This window comes from Trichocoleus sp. ST-U1 (assembly GCF_039961835.1).
GTDB lineage: Bacteria > Cyanobacteriota > Cyanobacteriia > Cyanobacteriales > FACHB-T130 > FACHB-T130.
Genome location: NZ_JAMPJZ010000035.1, coordinates 38,022 through 56,482 on the forward strand (window position 1 = coordinate 38,022; position 18,461 = coordinate 56,482).

Below are 18,461 nucleotides of genomic sequence, written 5' to 3' on the forward strand. Positions count from 1 at the left end.
GGATAGAAGCAAGCTGGCTTTCAAGCATAGATTCAGCCGTTTAACGTTACCTGTTTGAGCTTTTTTTTTCCGACCTGTGGTATTAAAGCGCAATAAGGGATTACCAGTACATGATTTTTGGGATTAGGTCGATTGCGATTCCATCTTCACGAGAAGCCTATTCACTTATTTTGAGTAGATGTTGAGTCAAAATAAGTCAAATCTTTACAGCTCTACGTAGCGATCGCATCTCCACAAAAAGCGCGATCGCCCAAACAGTTTAACCTCGATTGTCTGTAAGCCTATGTTCAAACGAGGCTCAAAACTCAACACTGTCTGGAAAAAGTGCAACCTTACTAAAATTTTCAAAGCTTTTGTTGCACATTGCTTTTTGCTTAAAGTTGATAGGTTCCTCAGCGCCCAACTATAATAAATTGCCAGCAGCAATTAACAAAACTTAAAGCTGGGTAGAACATAAAAATATGGCACTGATCACCATCGGCAATCAATTCGTCAAAGACTTGGAAAAGTCAGGTGCTTTAGGAACGTATGTACCCTTAGAAGGAGGGTTTGAAGGGCGTTACCAGCGGCGGTTGCGTGCAGCTGGCTATACCACTTTAAGCCTATCAGCACGGGGACTCGGCGACGTAGCAACGTATTTAACTGGCGTACACGGCGTTCGTCCCGCGCATTTGGGCAAGAAAGACATTCGTGTTTACTACGTGCCACCTATCGTGACCTATCAGTTGGAACAACTACCTCCCAAATCGAAGGGACTGGTGCTGTGGATAATTGAAGGACACGTATTGTCCCGTGAGGAAGTGGAATATTTAACCACCTTGCCAAGTATAGAACCACGCCTAAAGATTGCTGTAGAAATGGGAGGCGATCGCGCTTTCCGCTGGACACCGCTTAAAAACGCGATCGCTGCTGCTTAAACCCGCGTCAGTCAATCCAATCTTAGGGTCGCACCAATGCTTGGGTGTAGCTCTAAGTCATGTCGAGCTAAAACGAGCTGGAACGTCTGAATAGTCAAGCTTTATGACCTACAGACGTTTTAGCTCGGCTAGAGGATTTTGATACCTTTAAAGAAGTAAGCAAATAAGGCAAACTCTTATGGTAGAAAACCGCGACTATACATTAATTATTGACAAAAGCGGCAGTATGTCGATGACAGACCAGTCAGGCGGGAAAAGCCGCTGGGTCATGATGCAGGAGTCTACTCTCGCTTTAGCCAGTAAATGTGAAGAATTTGATCCGGATGGCATCACTATCTATCTATTTTCCGGTCGATTCAAACGCTATGACAATGTAAACGCCAGTAAAGTTGCACAAATTTTCCGCGAAAACGAACCGTCTGGACGCACTGACTTAGCGGCAGTCCTTCTAGATGCGACGAATAACTACTTCCAGCGTAAAGCAGCAGGACAAACCAAGCCCAATGGAGATACCATTTTAGTCGTCACAGATGGGGAACCGGATGACCGGAAAGCGGTAATGAAGGTAATTATTGAAGCGTCGCGCCATATGGATCGGGATGAAGAACTCGCGATTTCCTTTATCCAAGTTGGCACAGACGCGCAGGCAACAAAATTTCTGAAAGTGCTGGATGATGAACTGCAAAGTGCTGGGGCAAAGTTTGATATCTGCGACACAGTCACGATGGATGACATGGAGGACATGACCCTAACGGAAGTGTTGATCAATGCCATTATTGACTAAGTTCAAAGTCTAATTTGGGATTTGGGATTTTGATCGTGAAGAGAAATCTAAAATCTCTCTAGAGGCGTCCAAAATTATGGAATCAATCGATGACATACTCGCGGCAGTCAAAGCTGAGTATGAGACAAAAGATAAACCAAAAGAACTGCAAAAACCGCCACAACTGAAAGAAGAACCAGTCAAACCGCAACCAGCGAACTTCTTACAAAATCATTCTGCGAACCTCCCGCTTGCTGCAAACGCAATTCCGAAATTGCCCCGGCAAAAATGGCAAAACGAGCCGATTAGCTCATCTGAAGACATTGTTCTGGCTCAAATTAGGGCTGAGTTTGAAGAACAAGAACGTACAGAACAGCTAAAAAAACAGCAACAACTCAGAGAAGAACAACTCAAACAGGAGCAACTAAGGCAGAAACAACGGGAAGTATTCAAAAACCAAGCGCGAGAATGGCTGAAAAATTTAAAGCCACTTTCAGAAGAAGGTCTTTGGTTTGAAGAGTTTGCCGATGCATATCCCTCTAAACTTGAGGCGGCGATTGATTATTTGCAAGCCTTGCGGGAGACTAAGCCGTAGAAGCCAGCAGCGATCACCAGACAAATATTTACGCCCCTCTCTGCTGTAGAAATTTTTATATTTCTTTTATCTAATCCAACTAGATAGTCACAGCAGGTGGGCTACGCTAGATTGGGAAATCTTGACAAACACTGGAGGTTATCTTTGGTGGAAGGAGGATCTGTGGCAGAAGACCGTGACTATACATTAATCATCGATAAAAGCGGGAGTATGTCTACCCCAGAGCCACCGAGCGGTAGAAGCCGTTGGGAAACCGCAGAGGAATCTACTCTGGCGTTGGCGAGAAAATGTGAAAAGTTCGATCCCGATGGGATTACGCTTTACCTATTTTCCGGTCGGTTTAAGCGATTTGATAATGTGACTTCTAGCAAGGTAGCGCAGATATTCCAAGAAAACGATCCCTCTGGCACTACGAATCTTGCCGATGTCTTGAAAAACGCCACTGACAACTACTTTGAGCGGAAGGCGGCTGGTCAGACTAAGCCAAATGGCGAGACAATTCTAGTGATTACAGATGGTGAACCCGATGACCGCAAAGCCGTGATGCGGGTGATTATTGAAGCCTCTCGCCGAATGGATAGAGATGAAGAATTAGCCATCTCCTTCATTCAAGTGGGTTCGGATCAAACGGCGAGTCGGTTTCTGAAAGCCTTGGATGATGATTTGCAAGGTGCCGGGGCAAAGTTTGATATTTGCGACACTGTAACGCTGGATGACATGGAGGGCATGACTTTACAGGAAGTGTTGCTCAACGCCATTAACGACTAGGTGCTGTCTGTTTATTTTGGATTTTGGATTCCATATCTGAAATCCAAAATTTTGCTTGCCAGTATTTAATCGCAATTTTGTTGCGGAATCAGCAGCAAGTCATTCGATCTAAAAAAATAATGGGGAGATTAGCTAATGAGCGCAGAAGATCGGGATTATACGTTAATTATTGACAAAAGCGGCAGTATGTCTACGCCAGACCAGCCGGGAGGCAGAAGCCGCTGGGATGCGGCACAAGAGTCTACCTTGGCGTTGGCGCGAAAATGCGAACAGTTTGACCCGGATGGGATCACAGTTTACTTATTTTCCAGCCGATTTAAACGCTATGAGAATGTGAATTCCAGTAAAGTCGCACAAATTTTTCAAGAAAACGACCCGGCTGGCACAACTAATTTAGCAGGTGTATTACAAGATGCGATCACTGCCTACTTTCAGCGGAAAGCAGCCGGTCAGACTAAGGTGGGTGGCGAAACCATTTTGGTGGTCACAGATGGTGAACCCGATGACCGAAAAGGCGTGATGCGGGCGATTATTGAGGCGTCCCGACAGATGGAACGCGATGAAGAACTGGCGATTTCGATGATTCAAGTAGGGTCAGACGCTACAGCAGCTCGGTTTTTAAAGGCGTTGGATGATGACTTACAAGGTGCAGGGGCAAAGTTTGATATCTGCGACACGATAACGCTGGATGATATGGCAGATATGACCTTGGCGGAAGTGCTGCTCAATGCGATCGCTGACTAAAGGCAAACCCCTGATGCTTACGGTTTCTATGAAAGGGGGAGTGGTGAAAACTCCCCTAATTTTTGCTACTTGGATCTCCCCATTTATCCGGGAACGCACTAGCATATAAGGGTGACTGATACCTACTATCCTTTGCGTTCCTTAAGAGAGGGTCACTGGTTTAAGCTCATTTGCGGAGCTAGTTTCCAACACCTCCCTGCCGTCCGAAATCTTACGTTGGCATATACCCTTGCTGGGGCTGACTGTATCGATGTTGCCGCTGACCCAGCAGTTATTGCTGCGGCGAAAGAAGGTATAAAGGCTGCGGCTACCCTTGCCGATGCCGCCCGCGATCGCGGCTATTGCGTAGAAGGTTTGCCGTGGCTGATGGTCAGCCTAAATGATGGGGAAGATCCTCATTTCCGAAAAGCTGAATTTAACTCAACTGAGTGTCCAGCAGATTGCTGGCGACCTTGTGAAAGTATTTGTCCGGCTGATGCGATCGCTTTTGACTTTGGCCAGAACGGTTTTTCAGGGGTGATCGATCAACGTTGTTATGGCTGCGGACGGTGTATTCCCGTATGCCCAAATAATTTAATTTATACTCGTTCTTATGTATCCGCACCGGAAGCGATCGCACCTTTGGTATTTCAAAGCGGCGTAGATGCCTTAGAAATTCACACGCAAGTTGGCAGAGTAGAAGACTTTAAACGACTCTGGAGTGCGATCGCGCCTTGGGTAAACCAGCTCAAGCTTTTAGCCATTAGTTGTCCAGATGGTGAAGCGATGCTTGATTACCTCCGAGCGCTATACGAATTGATGGCACCCCTACCTTGTCCTCTCATCTGGCAAACAGATGGGCGTCCTATGAGTGGCGATATTGGCGATGGCACAACGATAGCTGCTGTAAAGTTAGGTCAAAAAGTTCTAACTGCGGGATTGCCCGGATATGTGCAGTTAGCAGGAGGCACTAATCGCCACACTGTTGGCAAACTTAGGACAATGGGACTGCTCAACAACCACCAAAAGCCAGAAGTCCAAGAGTCAAAAGTCGGAAGGGCATCTCTATCAAGCATCCCTGTAGGGAACCAGGGATCAACGAAAAACCCGCCCAAACCAACTCAAACTTTTCCCGCTCAATCCCCCAATATCGCCGGGATTGCTTATGGCAGCTACGCTCGTGTTTTGTTATCACCCATTTTGGATGAATTAGAAAAAATGAATATAAACGAAGTAGGTGGGAATGCCTCCGCGTCAAGTCAAACACCCTTACCTGGACGCTTGGAAGAAAAGCCGGATTTACTCTGGCAAGCTGTTGCTCTTGCTCACTCGCTAGTTTCTCAACTCAAAACCTTTTCCCAATAGCCAGTAGAAGCGCGATTTCAGATATGTCATCGATTAAAAGGTTGGAGGTTAAAAGATTGACGATTTGCAAAAAGCGACTTTTCAACCTTGCGATCGCCAACCTGCAACGCTTCCCAGGTAAAGAACAAACATCAGTTATTTAAATCACCGATTGTGGATAAAAACGTCACTGTACAAAGAATGCAGATTACAGACGATCTCCAGAAATTACTGGACGTGTTACCGAATGAAATTCGGCAACCTTTAGAGCAGCATCCGGGACGGGATAAGTTAGTTGAGGTTGTCCTAGACTTGGGGCGTCTTCCAGAGGCTCGGTTTGCTAAACAGGCAGAGTATCTCTCCGAAACGCCAGTATCGAAAGAACAACTGAATTATTGTGTAGACCGGGTAGGAAATTTTGGTGGGGATAACCGAGCAGGGCTAGAGCGAACTCTGCACCGGATTAGCGCTATCCGCAACCGAAGCGGCGAGATCATTGGTCTTACCTTGAGGGTAGGTCGAGCCGTGTTTGGCACCATCGGCATGATTCGCGACCTGGTAGAAACAGGTCAATCGATTCTGATGCTGGGGCGTCCCGGTGTTGGCAAAACAACAGCACTGCGGGAAATCGCCAGAGTTTTAGCCGACGATTTACAGAAACGAGTTGTCATTATCGACACTTCCAACGAAATCGCTGGGGATGGTGACGTTCCTCATCCAGCAATTGGTAGAGCTAGACGGATGCAAGTCGCCCGTCCCGAACTCCAGCATCAAGTCATGATTGAGGCAGTGGAAAACCATATGCCAGAAGTCATCGTCATTGATGAGATTGGCACAGAACTAGAAGCCTTGGCAGCTCGAACGATTGCTGAACGAGGTGTTCAACTGGTGGGTACAGCTCACGGAAATCGGATTGAAAATCTGATTAAAAATCCAACGTTATCTGACTTAGTGGGTGGCATTCAGGCCGTAACTCTGGGAGATGACGAAGCCAGACGCCGGGGTAGCCAAAAGACGGTATTGGAACGCAAAGCCCCGCCAACCTTTGAAATTGCTGTTGAAATGCTAGAACGGCAGCGCTGGGTGGTACATGAAAGTGTTGCCGATACCGTTGACACCCTGCTGCGGGGGCGTCAGCCGGGTTATCAAGTTAGGACAACCAGCGAGACTGGGGAAGTTACGATTACCCATGAGACCCCCCAAGCACCGTCACTCATGCGACCAGCGATGAGCGGAGGTAGCCGTATATCCTCCACCCACGACGCCCCACCGCGACCAATGGGCTGGCGGGCTTCTGGGCAAATGACTCCATTACCAATGCAGTCAGAATCAACGCGAGGCATGAGGGCAGAACCGCAAAACCTATTAGCTAGAGGAGAAGAAGCTGCCTCTACTTCATTGCCTGTCTCTTCTAACCTTGCACCTTCTTTTGAGCAGATGCTGGATCAATCTTGGCATCAACCTCAGGCGATCGGAAATGAAACCTTTGTGGGGCCAAATGGCGAAGAGTTGCCATTGCACGTTTATCCTTATGGGGTGAGCAGCCAACAATTAGAGCAAGTCATTCGGGTGCTGAATTTGCCCATCTTGCTGACGAAGGATATGGATAGCGCGGATGCAGTTTTGGCGATTCGGTCGCACGTAAAAAACCATTCCAAGCTACGACATATTGCCAAAGCCCGTCAGGTTCCCATCCATGCAATTAAGGCAAGTACCATTCCCCAGATTACCCGCGCCCTAAGGCGTCTGCTGGATATGGATGACTCTCAGGTTCTAGATGTCCCCGAACTCAGCTTATTTACTAGTAGCGGTAGTGAAGACGAGATTGAGGCTCTCGAAGAAGCCCGCCTTGCCGTGGAGCAAATCGTGATTCCCAAAGGACAGCCGGTGGAACTCCTGCCGCGTTCTTCTAAAGTTCGTAAAATGCAACACGAACTCGTCGAACACTATCGCCTCAACTCTGACAGTTTTGGGGAAGAACCGAACCGACGGCTGCGAATTTATCCCGCCTAATCGAAAAAGCTGTGGATCTATATGGGGCGTTGCACAGTAGAAAGATGATTATCTGGCGCAAAGACGAGGTAGCGCGGAGTTTAAAAGAAAATCATCGCATGATTGTGCAACACCCTATATGGGTTTCGAGGAGGTAAAGATGTCGAAAAAGCTAAAACACTTTCCCGGCACGCTTTCCATAAGAGGGGGAGAAGCTGGCTAGGAGAGCCACACTGTTTAACTGGTAAGCGTTCAAGAAGCCTTTTCTATGCGTCAATTTCCAAAAATCCATACTGAGTCTTCACCATTTATCTACTGATGAAGAAGGATTTAAGAGAAATTTCCTAAAAATGGTTGACAATTCCCTAGTAGGAACTGCTACTATAACGAAGGTTGATGCGATGGGGTGTCGCCAAGTGGTAAGGCAGCTGGTTTTGGTCCAGCCATTCCGAGGTTCGAATCCTTGCACCCCAGTTAAATTTTGAAACCTAAGTTTTGAGAAACCTAGTAGAGACGCGATAGCTCGCGTCTCTACTGGTTATTGGGCTTGTTGGGCAAATTGTGCCAAGATAAACCGAAAGATTGCGGCTTTAGAACCATGCGTGCAAGTTATCCAAATATTCTCGCCCTTGACTTTGACGGTGTTATCTGTGACGGGCTAATCGAGTATTTTCAGACAGCTTGGCGCACCTACTGTCAAATTTGGGCACCGCCTAATCTCACACCTCCACATGGTTTGGCTGAAAGTTTCTACCAGCGACGACCGATTATAGAAATCGGTTGGGAAATGCCGGTGGCAATCCGGGCGCTAATATTGGGCATTCCTGACGAAAAGATGTTGCAAGATTGGTCAGGGGTGGCTCAGCAAATCTTGCAAGAAGATAATTTGAATGCGGCTGATATCGGCACGAAGCTCGATCGTATCCGGGATGAGTGGATTGATAGGGATTTAGAGGGTTGGCTAGCCTTGCATCGTTTCTATCCAGGTGTTGTTGAAAAAATGCATCGGATGGAATCGGAGAAGGCATCGCTTCCAGATACACCCGTCCAAACGTACATCGTCACTACCAAAGAGGGACGCTTTGTCCGCCAGTTGTTGCAGCAACAGGGTATCCAACTACCCGATCGATGCATTATTGGGAAAGAAAATCGGCGTCCTAAGTACGAAATTTTGCGCGAACTCAGCAGCGATTCGTCGGTTCACCTTTGGTTTGTGGAAGATCGCTTGAAAACTCTGCAAACTGTGCAACAGCAACCAGACCTCAATGATATCAAGCTGTTTCTTGCCGATTGGGGCTACAATACTGCTGCTCAACGAGAGTCGGTCGCGTATCAGGAGCGAATTCAGCTTTTATCTCTGTCTCAGTTTGCTCAAGATTTCTCGGCTTGGGCTTAGATGAGAAAAGGGAACCCAAGGTTAAGGGATGAAGAAGTATCAAGTGTAAATTATAAATTCATCCCGATCGCCTTGATGTTTCATGCTTTAAGCTGAGAGCTGATAGGCGAAAAGCGGATAGCTGACTATGCTTGACCTAACCAAACTCGCGCGGCAAATGCAGGGGATTAGTCAACACCTGACGGTAGAGGCTGCTGCCAGTCGCCAACGCTTGGAACGCGCCCAGCACTTACTGACGCTGGCTCAAAAGTCTCAGGCAGATTTAGTACATCTGCAAGAAAAGTGGCGCGATCGCTTGGGGTTTGCAGCAGCCGCACCCATTGAATCTCTAAGCACTGCCATTGACCTTCCTACCCCTCCGGCTGTCCATACGATTATTGCTACAGACGGGTCTCAGATTGCTCCGAGTCACCATGAAATTGCCTACTGCTATCTGATTAATGTGGGTCGGGTGGTGCTGCATTACGGACAAAGCTTGTATCCGCTCTTAGATAGCCTGCCAGAAGTCTTTTATCGCTCGGAAGACCTATATATTTCCCGCCAGTGGGGAATTCGCCCTGAGGAATGGATGGGCTATCGACGCACGGCTTCGGAGGCGTCTGTGCTGGCAGAATTGGCTGCTAGCTGGATTAACCGACCTTCACAAGTCACGTCAAGACAGGGAAACGGAAACAGAAAATCGAAAATTCCATCTTCAATTCCCGATCCCGAATCCCCAATCCCTGCCTTAGCAATGGTAGATGGATCGCTAATTTATTGGTTTCTAGAGCAGTTACCGGGGGAAGCCCGCGACCATATTTTGCCTCCGATTCTGGAAGCTTGGGATGTTCTACGCGATACGGGGATTCCAATTATGGGCTACCTGAGCGCTTCTCGCAGCAGCGAAGCACTGAACTTCCTGCGTTTGCCAGCCTGTCCGCATCCAGTTCCCGACTGTATGACTCATTGTCCTGGTCAGTTTGACCGGGCACCCTGCCAGGTTTTCGATCCCTTGCGGGATACTGCCCTCTGGGCGTCTCAATTGCAGCCTGGTCAACGCAGTCCTCTATGGCGCAGTTCTGCACGAATTCTGGAGTTGTACGGTGCCCATCAAATCTACTTCTGCTACGTCCATGTCGGGACTGAAATTGCTCGCGTGGAAGTTCCCGCTTGGGTGGCGGAGAATCCAGAGAAGCTGGATGTTTCGCTCAGCTTGATGTTGGCTCAGGTGCAGAAGGGTTATGGCTATCCGGTGGCGCTTGCAGAGGCACACAATCAGGCAGTCGTGCGAGGGGGCGATCGCGCTCGTTTCTTTGCCTTACTCGAACAACAAATGATTAAGGCTGGTTTGAGAAATGTCGGGACTTCCTATAAAGAAGCCAGGAAGCGCGGTAGTATCGCCTGATGGCATCTCTCAAAAGGACGTTGGCTCGTCTGCCAGGGTCTCAATTAATAAATTCATCTGCTGTTGCCGCTCTTGCAGAAAGATTTCACATTGGCGCAAGTATTCTACCGCAGCGGTAAATTCTTCAAAAACGTCGGCAAGTTCTAGTTTTCCGGCTTCAATTTGCCGAATGATCCCTTCAACTTTGGCAACCGTCGCTTCGTAGTTCCAATCTTTCGGAAATTGGGTATTGATGCGGCGATCGCTTGAACCGTCGGTGGTGTTGGTGCGTTTGCTCATAAAAAATACCCGTATTGCGTGAAATAGCTACTCCTTGCTATTTATAATTTCACTAATTTTGACTTTAATTTGTCCTGTGCCCAGATGAACTTGTAGTTCCTGTCCGAGTGCCAGTCCTTCTGTGGAACGCGCGATCGCACCATCTTGTTGTCGGACTACTGCATAACCTCGTTGCAAAACGCTTTCGGGGTCAAGTGTGGCTAGCTTTTGTCGGAGCATCTGACAGTGTTGGTTTGCCTGCGCTAAATGTCGCGCTGTTCCTTGTAACAGTTGTTGACGTTTCCAAGCGATCGCTTGTTTTTCTTGGTGAATTTGTCGGTCTAACGGAATCCGCCCCAAGCGGCTTCGCACTCTTTGCAATTGTGTTTGAGCGTTTTCCATGTGTTGATTTACGGCTTCAGTCAAGGCGAGGACACGTTCCTGGTGTTCTGCGTAAAGACTTGCCAGTTCTGGAACCACTTGTTCGGCGGCGGCGGTGGGAGTGTGAGCATAAGCATCGGCAACTAAGTCAGCCAAAGATTCATCTCGCTGATGACCAATGCCAGTAATCACGGGAATCGAACAATTTGCGATCGCTCGCACTACCCGTTCATCATTGAAGCAAGCTAGCTCCTCAACCGCACCACCCCCGCGCGACAAAATTAAAACTTCAGCGCGACCATCCCGTTCCACTCGCTCAATCGCCGAGACAATCAATGCTGGGGCTTGTTCGCCCTGAACTAACGCCGGTGAAAATAAAACTTGCAAACCCGGATAACGTTGCTTGAGCGTGCGTTGAATATCTCCCCAGGCAGCAGCTTGTGGCGACGTGACAACAGCGATGGTTTGGGGATGAGTGGGGAGCGATCGCTTGCGTTCTGGATCGAACAATCCTTCTGCCTCCAACCGATTTCGCAGCTGGCGATAGCGCAATGCCTGTAACCCCTCTCCCGCTGGTAGCGCCTGCCAGACAATCAGCTGGTACTGTCCTCGCTGGGGATAAACTCGGATACTGCCCAAAACAATCAACTGCTCTCCTTGCACCGGCAGCTGCATCAGCTTATTTAGCTGACTGTTCCATATCACACAACTCATTGCCGCCTTAGCATCCGGATCTTGCAGGGTGAAGAATAGTCCACTGCGATACTGAGAGGCGCTGGAGACTTCACCTGTCACCCAGACTTGCTGTAGTTGTTCATCCTGCTCTAACAGCAGTTGCAAATAAGACGTTAACCCAGCCACCGATACAGCTGTATCTGGAACCAGCTGATTGGAAAGATAATAGTTCATCGCCGAAAGATAAGGAAAATATAGGAATTGAGGCATCAGGAAACGCGGAGGATGCTCAAATAAGCCTAGATCAAGCCATTTACAGTTTCTGTCTCTAGATTAGCGAGACTCGGCTGCATTCGTTGACTTTTGACAAAACTGACGTGACCAAAGTGGCGATCGCAAATCCCACTTGTTGCTTAAAACAGGCTAGACGTTTATTTATTGACCGATTTTCTCTCTCAGTGTTGGGTAAAAGTAGAACATTTGAACTACAATAGAGATTCCTGTCACGAGCCTAGCTAGGGGGTTCCCCCATCCGTGTAAAGCTTGATGTAAGGGCACTTGCGGCTCTCATTTGTCGCTAAAAGTGATATAATAAAATATCTGAAACTAAAATTTGTCGCTATTTGGGACAATTTTAAGTTTCGGTGCCAATCGTTGAAGTAACCCTAGTTAGTGGAAATTTCCTACTCACTTACAAAGCCAAAAACTTGGTAAACCTGAGTGGGCAAGTGGCTAAAACCAGCATTCATTTTGTATCAAAAGGCGGTGGATTCCATCGTTTCTGCCTGTGGAGGCTGTAAGGATGTCTTGTTAGACATTTCTACTATCACAACCAGCCATCGAAGCAGGAAACTCCAGTCCGCGAGGCGGAGAAGCCCACACAAAAGCAATTTTTGCTAAGTGTGAAAAAAATCTCACCACACCTGATTCTGTTCTTGAGGCATTAATGGCTATCCAAATCACGAACAATCCCGACAAGGACAAAGCCCTGAGCCTGGTGCTAAACCAAATTGAGCGCAGCTTTGGCAAGGGAGCAATTATGCGCCTAGGAGATGCCACCCGCATGAAGGTGGAAACAATTTCCACTGGAGCGCTGACCCTGGATTTAGCTTTGGGCGGTGGCTTGCCGAAGGGACGGGTGATTGAAATATATGGCCCGGAAAGTTCTGGTAAGACAACCCTCGCTTTGCACGCGATCGCTGAAGTGCAAAAATTAGGAGGAGTTGCTGCTTTTGTTGATGCTGAACACGCCCTAGATCCCGCTTACGCAGCCGTACTGGGCGTTGATATTGACAATCTTTTGGTTTCTCAACCCGACACCGGAGAAGCCGCCTTAGAAATTGTCGATCAGCTAGTTCGCTCTGCGGCAGTGGATATCGTGGTCATTGACTCGGTAGCTGCTTTGGTGCCTCGCGCTGAAATTGAAGGCGAAATGGGGGATTCCCACATGGGTTTGCAAGCCCGTTTGATGAGTCAAGCTCTTCGCAAAATTACCGGAAACATCGGTAAATCTGGTTGTACGGTCGTTTTCCTCAACCAGCTGCGACAAAAGATTGGCGTCACCTACGGCAACCCAGAAACAACCACTGGTGGTAATGCCTTAAAGTTTTACGCTTCAGTGCGCTTGGATATTCGTCGGATTCAAACGCTGAAAAAAGGCAACGAAGAGTTTGGTAACCGAGCTAAAGTTAAAGTTGCCAAAAATAAAGTCGCCCCGCCCTTCCGCGTCGCAGAGTTTGACATTATCTTTGGCAAGGGAATCTCGACATTAGGGTGTATGGTTGACCTGGCAGAACAAACTGGGGTCATTACCCGTAAAGGAGCTTGGTATAGCTACAACGGTGATAATATTGCCCAAGGCCGGGATAACAGCATTAAGTACCTGGAAGAAAACTCTGAATTAATTCAAGAAATTGAGCAAAAGGTACGTCAAAAGCTAGAGATGGGGGCAGTTGTTCCTGCCAACTCTGTCACGCGAGTTGACGCCGAAGACGAAGAGTTAGAGGAAGAACTTTTAGACGACTAAAAGCGCTGTAGGGTGGGCGAGTCTACCCTATAAATCGTTTTTTGGGAAGCTTAGGGCTACTGTTACACATAAAAAAACCCGTTTTCTTATTGGAAACGGGTTTTTCGTATAAATTCTTATAAAGTTTAGTTTTGTGTGCCTGGATCGGAAATTCGTCTACTGAAAAAACGGTCTAAAATTTCTGATTGCTGAGTCGGAGTTAGCTGAGGGTCTACAGGAGATTCCAAAACTGGGACTAATGGATCTCTAATGGCAGAGGGGCCAGAGAGGAAATGTAGAGTCTCTTTTTGGCACTCGGTGTTGGGAGGCTGAACTGTTGTAGGAGAGGTAGGTGTTTCTACTTCTGTAACCGGAAGCGATTGCTCTGCATTTGTCAGCGCATTAATTTCTGCCATTAGGGTTGAAGAGACATTATCCACCATGCAGATAGTATTGCCCAGGAAAAAGGAGAAAGCCAGACCACCTAGACGAATGCGATCCCCGTCCTTGAGAAGAACACGTTTGTATACGGGTTCGCCATTAACGAAAGTCCCATTTGTACTATTCAGGTCAACCAGATAAAACCCCTGATCGTCGATATATCGAATCGCTGCATGATTGCGAGACAACCGTCTATCTGGAATCGGTAGGGCAGCTTGACGCGCCCGCCCCAGTGTCCAAATTCGCTGCGGCTGAAACAACATTTGCGTTTTAGCATCTATTAAATTTGTGACTAGATAAACTTGCTGCTCCTGCGCTACGCCTTGGATATATCGAGGTGCAATGCCACTAAGAAATTTATTGCCGCTATCTTCTAGCTTCAGAATCTCATCTAGTAAACCACGATGATGCTCATAGAGCTTAAGGAATACCTGATATAGACCCAAGCGTTGTTCTAGTTCCATGTGTTGGGATGACACTTAATCTTAGGTGAGGCTCAGCCGATGAAGTAACGCAGAACCTTATCGGCTTTCAACAAGGGAAGCCAAAGACTGCAAGAATGTCGTTAAGCCAAATAACTGAATCTAGCCTATTTTACTCGCAAGTTCTCAGGGTGCGAAATACTCACCAGATCCCTTCTTTCAAGCTTAGATTGTCTTACCCCTTCGAGGAATCCGCAAGATTACTGGAAACGATCAGCTTTATGGCTTACGTTGGGATTTTTGTTCTAGGCGAAACAGCCAAACCATCAAAGCAACTACGCCAATTTGTAGTGCTAAGTTAGGCACGGCTGAGGCAATTTCTCGACCGGAGGCTAACTTGGCAAGAAAGACCATCCCTCCGATAAAGCCAGAAGCGCCGCACGCCACATAAACAAATTGCCTAAGACCTTTGTAGGGAGTAGCAAGTTCAGCTTTTAGTTGTGCATACTGTTCAGCACTGACTTTCCGAGTGCCTTTGATGTTGCGGGTGCGATTTTTTAATTTTGGGTCTACCATCCGTCTCGATCCCCACCGACTTTAGATCCATCTTGGCATGATGGTGGTCGGCAGCAGCGGCGGCTGGTGCTATAAATTTGAACGCGATCGCATTTCTTCCAGAAATTGGGTGCAACAGTTTCTATCTAAACCTGCTACGATAGTAAATCGGCAGTGCCGGTGTAGCTCAGTGGTAGAGCATTCGATTCGTAATCGAACGGTCGGCGGTTCAAATCCGCCCATCGGCTTGAATCAAATTGTACAGTGACTAATTAATTGTCATTGGTGACAGATTTTTGTCGTCGTGACGAATTGTGTGTCGTTGAGACAAATTAATGTCGCTGAAGCAGCAGTGACAAATTGATGTCATTTAATATCTATCACTCAAAGCGCACAACGATCACGAATCGAATGCTCCTTTCAATCCACTCTAACACCTACAGTTCAACCCACTCCTAGGTGGGATGGTCATTGAAACTTGGGGTATTTAAAGATCAAGCCCAGAAGATTGCCCGCTTTCAACCCACCCCTAGTTGGGATGGTCGTTGAAACCCTCTACTGTCAGCATCTTGCATTTGATAGCGATCGCTATCAACCCACCCCCTGTTGGGATGGTCGTTGAAACGTTGAAAATTCGATCCAACACGCTAAACCTTACTGGGATAGCATAGAGCCGGTGTTGCAAGACATTCACGAGGTAAGGCTCGTGGAAGGTTCTGTCTTCCACTACGATTTGAGTTATGCCGGTCGAGTGGATTGCGTTGCGAGTTATAAGGGCATTCCCTGCGTCTGTGACTGGAAAACCGCTGATAAGCCGAAAGGGTCAGTTGAACGCCTCCGTGATAGCCCGCTTCAGTTAGCGGCTTATATGGGCGCAGTTAATCAATTTTACCAAGAGTATGGTATCCATCTGCGTCATGCCTTGCTGGTTGTAGCGGTTCCGGAAATGCCTGCTGAGGTGTTCTGGTTTGAACCAGATAATATGATGATTTACTGGCAGCAGTGGGAGCGCAGAGTTGGGGAATTTTGGCAGCGTAGAGGAACAATGACGCCTTCAAGCATCTAATTCTCCTTGAGATAATGCCATCCCTGCTAGCTCTTAAATCACTACGGACTGAATGCACGCACAGTCGCGATCGCCAACTACCCTGGAATCATCAGCAGTCCGGATAAAACACTTGAAATGAAAAGAAGCTCTAAAGTTTTAGCAGGGCTGATCGGTGCCTATGCCGGTGATGCGTTGGGTTTTCCAGTCAAATTTATTACCAAATCGATCGGTGAAGTCACCTGTAACAGAGATGATAGGTTCTGGAACTTATAATCAACCTGCTGGCACTTGGTCAGATGATAGCTCCCTTATCTTCTGCTTCGCAAAATCATGATGGATTTTCTCCGAATGTAACAGCTAACTATTTCTATCGTTGGTTGAACTGAGATTTCTGGACTCCCCACCGCGAAGTTTTTGACATTGGCAGCTCTTCTCATACCGAAGCGGTACTAAAAGCGGTGAATTTAAGTGACGATACGGATACCACTGCTGCCGTTACTGGTGGCTTAGTAGGAATTTATTACAGTATTGAAAATATTCTAGAAGAATGGATCGAGCAAATTGCCAGGATTGAAGACATCCTTGACTTAGCAACACGTCTGGAAGCAGCTATCTACAGGTAATTTCTCACATTATCTGAAATCCACTGAAGGTAGGGTGGAGAGCCAGCTAAGATTGGCAAAGCAATAATTTCTGGTACTTCATAAGAGTGCAACTCTCGAATCTTGGCTTCGAGGGCGGGGAAGTGCGCTAAATCTGTTTTAATGATTAGCTGCCATTCCTCTTCTGAGTTAACCTTACCTTGCCAAGTATAGACAGAATGCACTGGCATTAAGTTAACGCAAGCCGCTAGCTGGGATGCAACTAAATTTTGCGCGATCGCTTCTGCCTCTTGTCGCGAAGACGCCGTTACGAACACTACAGCATAACGAGTTGTACCAGAATCCCGATCCATAACCTGTAACCAGTCCACAAAAAATCCCAAATCTATCAGCAATTATCAGTTAGCGTTCTCCCAACTACCCAACCATTGCTCTAACTGGTTGTTCAAAAGGTGTCACACTACCACTAACAGTTGCTTCTGAGTATGAGTTTTGGTGTTCTGATGGCAGCACAGCGCCATTCATTTGAGCATCTTCCAAGTTAGTTCCTACCAGCTTTGCCTCACTCAAATCTGCTTCACTCAAGTTTGCTCTACTCAGAATCGTCCAGCTTAAGTCTGCCCCTTCCAAAGACGCCTTTGCCAGGTTTGCTCCCCGTAGATCTGCTCCTTTCAGATTGGCCCTACGCAGTGTCGCTTGGCTGAGATCTACTGCGCTTAGGTTAGCGCCTTCCAGGTTAGCGCCACTCAGTCTGGCATCATTAAGGTTGGCTCCCTCTAAATCAACTCCGCCCAGGTCTAATCCTTTTAAGAAAGCTCTTCTGAAGTTAACACCATTTAAGGAAGCGCCATACAATTTCGCGCCTGTGAGTCTCGCTTCGCACAAATTAGCCCAACTAAGGTTAACGCCACTGAGATTTGCTTCCCGCAGATTAATCCTTTGCATATTTGCTCCACAAAGATTAGCACCCCAAAGGTTAGCTACTCGAAGATTAGCACTGCTGAGATTTGCACCGCTCAGTTTGGCTCCAGGCAATTTTGACTTCACTAGAAACGCTCCACTGAGGTTCGCTTTCGTCAAGTCTGCTTCTACCAGTTTGCCTTCGCTCAGTTTGATAAAACTTAGATCGGCCCAGTTTAGGCAAGCACCCGTTAAGTCTGACTTTGTTAGGAAAGCTCGACTCAGATTAGCTCCTCTCAGGTTAGCGCCCGTGAGATTGACCCCAATGAGCGTCACTCCCCTCAAGTCACTTCCGTTAAGATCAATCCCGGCAAAGTCTCTTTGTCCGTCTTCATAAAGCTTAAGTAAATGGCTTACTTCCATAGCGCGATCGCTCCCTAGTTTATATAAACTGTTGAAGAGACTTGAAACGAATCTTACCTGGCTAAATACCCACATTTTCTGCGGTTGTTTTTATAACAGAATCTTTCTTTATTCCAGTTTTATCTGTTATTTGCCGACGCCTTAATCAATATTTTACTTCTCTAGATTACCCTCCTTATAAGGTTTAAATAGATGATGTAACAAATATTTTTTTATATTTTCTTAAAACTCAATAATTAAGTAATTTTTCTAATAACAATCCTCTACAAAACCCATTTTCCGTAAAAATACGGTGGTCAGTTTATCTATAAATTCCTCTAATTTTTATAGACAGGTGAAGTGTCATTCAACAATCAACATAGTTTTCTAGCGAAGATTCATCCATGACAGAGATTACTCTGCTTGGGTGTATGGGAAGACTGCCATACATCCTACACAAGCATCCGTTTCTCAAAACCTATTTTAAACAAAGACACAAGACTTCGCGTTTGTTACTGATTTCTCAATTGTCTTAAATCGCTGAAGGGCTAGCGTTTAGGCTTGCAAATTTACTTGAATTCGCAGAACGCCACTACTACCATCCATCCGATTATCATCTTTGAGTCGCTGCTGTTGGCGTAAAGACGTTGCGCGAACAAGTAAAGTATAATTTCCCGGCTGCTGGGGCATCCACAAATAACGCCAGAGCGTCCACTCATGGGGAGATAGCGGTTGATTCTGCTCGGCATTCTACCAAATCTTACCATCGTTGGTACTTATAGCAACCGCCAAGATAGTTAGGACGTAGAGTAGAGATCACCTGTTGTCCTGAAGTTATTCAAGCTGCTCATGGCAAACCCCTATAGTTATGACCTGCGTCAGAAGGTGAT

18 protein-coding genes, 2 tRNA genes and 1 pseudogene are annotated in these 18,461 nt (G+C 47.0%); 14 read left to right on the top strand and 7 right to left on the bottom strand.

Annotated features, from left to right (window positions below):
* Nucleotides 1-461: 461 nt before the first annotated feature.
* The 10 genes from NDA06_RS14295 to NDA06_RS14340 all read left to right on the top strand — a co-directional run bounded on the left by NDA06_RS14295 (nt 462) and on the right by NDA06_RS14340 (nt 9,882).
* Complete coding sequence (locus tag NDA06_RS14295; RefSeq protein ID WP_190411900.1) at nt 462-917, top strand: NAD(P)H-quinone oxidoreductase subunit N; 456 nt, start codon at nt 462-464, stop codon at nt 915-917.
* A gap of 178 nt (nt 918-1,095) precedes the next feature.
* Entirely contained in the window at nt 1,096-1,701 is a 606-nt protein-coding gene (locus tag NDA06_RS14300) for a VWA domain-containing protein (protein WP_348251756.1), read from the top strand.
* 76 nt (nt 1,702-1,777) lie between these two features.
* Nucleotides 1,778-2,275 carry a hypothetical protein gene (locus tag NDA06_RS14305; RefSeq protein ID WP_190986928.1) on the top strand — a complete coding sequence of 166 codons (498 nt, stop codon included), beginning with the start codon at nt 1,778-1,780 and terminating at the stop codon, nt 2,273-2,275.
* Nucleotides 2,276-2,437: 162 nt separating this feature from the next.
* Nucleotides 2,438-3,043 (top strand): VWA domain-containing protein, encoded by a 606-nt coding sequence (locus NDA06_RS14310; protein ID WP_190411903.1) that lies wholly within the window; start codon nt 2,438-2,440, stop codon nt 3,041-3,043.
* A gap of 135 nt (nt 3,044-3,178) precedes the next feature.
* Nucleotides 3,179-3,787, top strand: coding sequence for a VWA domain-containing protein (locus NDA06_RS14315; protein WP_190986927.1), 609 nt, complete (start codon nt 3,179-3,181; stop codon nt 3,785-3,787).
* 111 nt (nt 3,788-3,898) lie between these two features.
* Entirely contained in the window at nt 3,899-5,131 is a 1,233-nt protein-coding gene (locus NDA06_RS14320) for a circadian clock protein LdpA (protein WP_190986926.1), read from the top strand.
* A 180-nt stretch (nt 5,132-5,311) separates the two neighbouring features.
* Entirely contained in the window at nt 5,312-7,123 is a 1,812-nt protein-coding gene (locus tag NDA06_RS14325; RefSeq protein WP_190986925.1) for a R3H domain-containing nucleic acid-binding protein, read from the top strand.
* A 381-nt stretch (nt 7,124-7,504) separates the two neighbouring features.
* Nucleotides 7,505-7,576: transfer RNA gene (locus NDA06_RS14330), tRNA-Gln, on the top strand.
* 124 nt (nt 7,577-7,700) lie between these two features.
* Nucleotides 7,701-8,498: an HAD family hydrolase gene (locus NDA06_RS14335; protein WP_190986924.1), complete on the top strand. Its 798-nt coding sequence runs from the start codon at nt 7,701-7,703 to the stop codon at nt 8,496-8,498.
* Nucleotides 8,499-8,625: 127 nt separating this feature from the next.
* Nucleotides 8,626-9,882 (top strand): DNA double-strand break repair nuclease NurA, encoded by a 1,257-nt coding sequence (locus NDA06_RS14340; protein ID WP_190986923.1) that lies wholly within the window; start codon nt 8,626-8,628, stop codon nt 9,880-9,882.
* A gap of 9 nt (nt 9,883-9,891) precedes the next feature.
* On the opposite strand, the gene xseB is transcribed toward NDA06_RS14340, so the two are convergent.
* Nucleotides 9,892-10,161 carry an exodeoxyribonuclease VII small subunit gene (gene xseB, locus NDA06_RS14345; protein ID WP_190986922.1) on the bottom strand — a complete coding sequence of 90 codons (270 nt, stop codon included), beginning with the start codon at nt 10,159-10,161 and terminating at the stop codon, nt 9,892-9,894.
* 27 nt (nt 10,162-10,188) lie between these two features.
* Nucleotides 10,189-11,430, bottom strand: a complete 1,242-nt coding sequence (gene xseA, locus NDA06_RS14350; protein ID WP_190986921.1) for an exodeoxyribonuclease VII large subunit — start codon at nt 11,428-11,430, stop codon at nt 10,189-10,191.
* Nucleotides 11,431-12,142: 712 nt separating this feature from the next.
* Here xseA and recA point away from each other — a divergent pair.
* Nucleotides 12,143-13,222 carry a recombinase RecA gene (gene recA, locus NDA06_RS14355; RefSeq protein WP_190411910.1) on the top strand — a complete coding sequence of 360 codons (1,080 nt, stop codon included), beginning with the start codon at nt 12,143-12,145 and terminating at the stop codon, nt 13,220-13,222.
* Nucleotides 13,223-13,347: 125 nt separating this feature from the next.
* Here the strand turns inward: recA and NDA06_RS14360 are convergent, their stop codons facing one another.
* Together NDA06_RS14360 and NDA06_RS14365 are read right to left on the bottom strand one after the other, a co-directional pair.
* Entirely contained in the window at nt 13,348-14,121 is a 774-nt protein-coding gene (locus tag NDA06_RS14360) for an FHA domain-containing protein (RefSeq protein ID WP_339380224.1), read from the bottom strand.
* Nucleotides 14,122-14,343: 222 nt separating this feature from the next.
* On the bottom strand, nt 14,344-14,640 hold the full coding sequence (locus NDA06_RS14365) for a DUF3493 domain-containing protein (RefSeq protein ID WP_190430332.1): 297 nt from the start codon (nt 14,638-14,640) through the stop codon (nt 14,344-14,346).
* Between the two features lie 155 nt (nt 14,641-14,795).
* On the opposite strand from NDA06_RS14365, the gene NDA06_RS14370 reads away from it, so the two are divergent.
* The 3 genes and pseudogenes from NDA06_RS14370 (at nt 14,796) to NDA06_RS14380 (ending at nt 16,290) form a co-directional block, all read left to right on the top strand.
* Nucleotides 14,796-14,867 (top strand) — tRNA-Thr (locus NDA06_RS14370).
* Between the two features lie 431 nt (nt 14,868-15,298).
* Nucleotides 15,299-15,685, top strand: coding sequence for a PD-(D/E)XK nuclease family protein (locus NDA06_RS14375; RefSeq protein ID WP_199324218.1), 387 nt, complete (start codon nt 15,299-15,301; stop codon nt 15,683-15,685).
* A gap of 117 nt (nt 15,686-15,802) precedes the next feature.
* A pseudogene (locus tag NDA06_RS14380) lies at nt 15,803-16,290 on the top strand (ADP-ribosylglycohydrolase family protein).
* On the opposite strand, the gene cutA reads toward NDA06_RS14380, so the two are convergent.
* The 3 genes from cutA to NDA06_RS14395 all read right to left on the bottom strand — a co-directional run bounded on the left by cutA (nt 16,281) and on the right by NDA06_RS14395 (nt 18,261).
* Nucleotides 16,281-16,622: a divalent-cation tolerance protein CutA gene (cutA, locus tag NDA06_RS14385; protein ID WP_190529453.1), complete on the bottom strand. Its 342-nt coding sequence runs from the start codon at nt 16,620-16,622 to the stop codon at nt 16,281-16,283. The pseudogene NDA06_RS14380 and the gene cutA overlap by 10 nt on opposite strands.
* Before the next feature lie 64 nt (nt 16,623-16,686).
* On the bottom strand, nt 16,687-17,592 hold the full coding sequence (locus tag NDA06_RS14390; RefSeq protein WP_190411915.1) for a pentapeptide repeat-containing protein: 906 nt from the start codon (nt 17,590-17,592) through the stop codon (nt 16,687-16,689).
* 534 nt (nt 17,593-18,126) lie between these two features.
* Nucleotides 18,127-18,261 (bottom strand): hypothetical protein, encoded by a 135-nt coding sequence (locus NDA06_RS14395; protein WP_277878444.1) that lies wholly within the window; start codon nt 18,259-18,261, stop codon nt 18,127-18,129.
* Nucleotides 18,262-18,461: the final 200 nt, after the last annotated feature.